Annotated in this window: 2 protein-coding genes; both read left to right on the top strand. The window is 60.4% G+C overall.

Annotation, left to right across the window (positions count from 1 at the left end; translation table 11 throughout):
- Window positions 1-50: 50 nt before the first annotated feature.
- Complete coding sequence (locus ACZLZY_RS24735; RefSeq protein ID WP_472936620.1) at window positions 51-1,880, top strand: CHASE4 domain-containing protein; 1,830 nt, start codon at window positions 51-53, stop codon at window positions 1,878-1,880.
- Window positions 1,877-2,944: diguanylate cyclase domain-containing protein (locus ACZLZY_RS24730; RefSeq protein WP_472936619.1), on the top strand; the 1,068-nt coding region annotated here is incomplete at its 3' end. The genes ACZLZY_RS24735 and ACZLZY_RS24730, both read left to right, overlap by 4 nt.

Here is a 2,944-nt window from a genome sequence, read left to right as displayed (position 1 = left end):
TTAGACCGATTCTTAATCGCTAATCTCTATCGTGGTTCGCGGAGGCCAGCATGCGCATCGTCAGCAAGATCAATCTAGCCCTTGTCGGCGTCGTCGGAATATCGGCGCTTCTAAATCTGGCAGCTCTCGAACTGACCGTTATGCCGAGCTTTCTCGAACTGGAGGATACGGCGGCACGACGGAATCAGAGCCGGGTACTCGAGGCGATAGAGAGCCAAAAAGCGCAGGTCGCAGCATCATCGCGGGATTATGCTTTCTGGGACGATAGCTACTCCTTCATGGAAGGCGAAAAAGCCGACTACTTCGAAAAGAACGTCAATCCCGAGTCGATCAAAGCCCTTAGCTTGAACTACATCGTCATGTCGGATCCCGCGGGACGGATCGTCCTGGACGAAGGATACGACTTCTCGGGTAACGAGCCCAAGCCGCTCAAGCTGATGTCGCGTGATGTCGTGCCTGCAGCGGATCCGCTTCTTGTACCCTTCTCCGAACCCGGATCCCGTACGGGCCTCGTTCGAACCGAGGCGGGAATCGTCGCGGTCGGATATGCACCGATCCTGACGTCCGAGCGAACGGGGCCGGCAGTAGGCACCCTTCTCTTCGGCCGCATCCTCGACATCGCTGCCCTGCAGGATCAGACCAAGGTCGATTTTGAGTTGCTTCCAGTTGGGGCTCGGGCTTCGACTTCCGAGGAAATGATCCGCGGCGACGATGCCATCGAGCTCCGCTCCCTCGTGACGGGTCTGGATGGTGCCCCTCTGGCAACCCTCGTCTCCAAGACCGGCCGCTCCGTCTCGGCAGCCGGGCGTCAGGCGGTATGGGCCGCCATGGCCTTGCTAATCCTCGGCGGACTCGCCCTCATTGCCGCACTTGCCTTCGTTCTTCGGCATATCGCGATCAAGCGTGTCGGAGCGCTGAGAGACCATCTGTCGGAGGTCGGGTCGACCGGACAGCTCTTAATCATGCCGGAAGACAGCAGAAACGACGAGTTGAGCGAGACCATCGTCTCGTTCAACAGAATGGCGTCGCAGCTGGCGGAACTCCGCGACACCTTGCGGCGGCAGGACTATCACCATGGCGCTGCCGACCAGGCGGCAGGGATTCTGCACAACGTTCGCAACGCTATCAGTCCCATAGGCACGGTTGCGTGGAATCTCACTCGGCGCGAGGACGCGCCATGGAAGAAGAACCTTCAGAAGGCGCTCGAGGAAATCACGGATCCGGCACTTTCCGTGGAACGGGCCGGAAAGCTCCATCAGTTCGTCGCAATGTCCACCGCGAAGCTGCTCGAGGAAGGCAGAACAAGGCACGCTGACCTGCAAACGCTCACCTCGATGGTCCGACACGTCGACGAAATCCTCAAGGAAGAGGATGCGGCGTCGAAGGGGCAGCGTGTCGTCGAGAAGATAGACATCGCCTCCGTGATCGAGAGTGCGGCGAAGCTGATCTCTCGGAAGGAAAACATTGATCTTCTAGTTAAGGTTGATCCTGGCACCGCTGTGCTCGGACACCGAATTGCCGTGGAACAGATCCTCGGCAACCTCCTCGTCAATTCGGCTGAAGCAATCGAAGCAACAGGCCAGGGCCGCGGCAGGATCGAGATCGAGGTCGCCGAGGTCGACATGGGCGGAACGACCGGTCTTGCTGTCATGCTTTGCGACGACGGCGAAGGCATCGAGCACAAACGTCTGGAGACGATCTTCGAGAAGGGGTTCTCCACTCGCCGCGACCGTTCCGGGGGGACCGGCCTGCACTGGTGCGCTAACGCCGCCGGCGCGATGAACGGAAGACTGTTCGCGCGAAGCGAGGGGCCGGGGAGAGGTGCGACGCTGCACTTGATACTCCCTCGCTATATGACCGAACTCAAGGACGCCGCATGACATCTTCAGCCAAACCGCGGCGCATACTCGTGGTCGACGATGACGCGCAGGTACTTGAAGCCTACGGCCGGGTTCTTGCCGACCTTGTCTCGAAACCTCCGACGAACGGTGACGAATTCGACGATCTCTCGGCGGAGCTATTCGGTGGCGAACCGTCGGAAGTTGTCGCGGAAGCCTTGGTCGACGACATCGTGTTCTGTCGCCAAGGCGAGCATGCAGTCGCCACGGTAGAGGCTGCGGCAGCAGAAGGGACACCCTTCGCAATCGCCTTCATCGACATGCGAATGCCGCCGGGTATCGATGGTCTGGAAACCGCCCGTCGCATACGCGCTCTCGATCCGGACGTGAACCTGGTCATCGTCACGGGCTACTCCGACCACAAACCGTCCGAGATCTCGCTCGCCATCGGTCAACCTGAGAAGCTCTTCTACCTCCTCAAACCGTTCGATGTCGGAGAACTGCAGCAGCTGGCAACCGCTCTTGCCCATCGTTGGAGCACCGACAACGCCGTTACCGACGAACTTGCCCTCCGAGTGGCAGAACTCGAGAAGCTGAACGCTCAGCTGAAGGTTAGCGAGGCCAAGGCCCAGGAAGCTGCACGCATCGATGCCCTCACAGGGCTTTCGAACAGGACAGGACTCAGCGAGCGTTTCCAGCGCGATGTGCTCGCCTCCATCGTAGAAGACGATCGCCAGCTCTCCGTGCTCTACCTCGATCTCGATCGCTTCAAGGACGTCAATGACTCTCTTGGTCACCCGGTCGGCGACGAGCTGATACGCCAATTCGCGGTACGCATCCGCGACGCGGTAGGCGACGACGGGTTCGCCGCACGGCTCGGCGGCGACGAATTCGCGGTCATTTTGATGAAGCGCGGGGCGATGGATGCCGTTTCCGGAAAGTTGCTCGAGACCTGTTCCGAGCCCTATGACGTCGGCGGCCAAATCGTTCTGACGAGCGTGTCGATCGGTATCGCTCACTCGCCGCCCGGCAAGGCGGATCTGATCGAGGCGATGCGGCAGGCCGATATTGCCCTCTACGCCGCCAAGGCTGCCGGCCGCGGTGTC

It is taken from the genome of Mesocryomonas lacus (assembly GCF_055730135.2).
The sequence above is the reverse complement of the archived record's forward strand: the minus strand, read 5'-3'. Positions and strand labels throughout refer to the sequence as shown.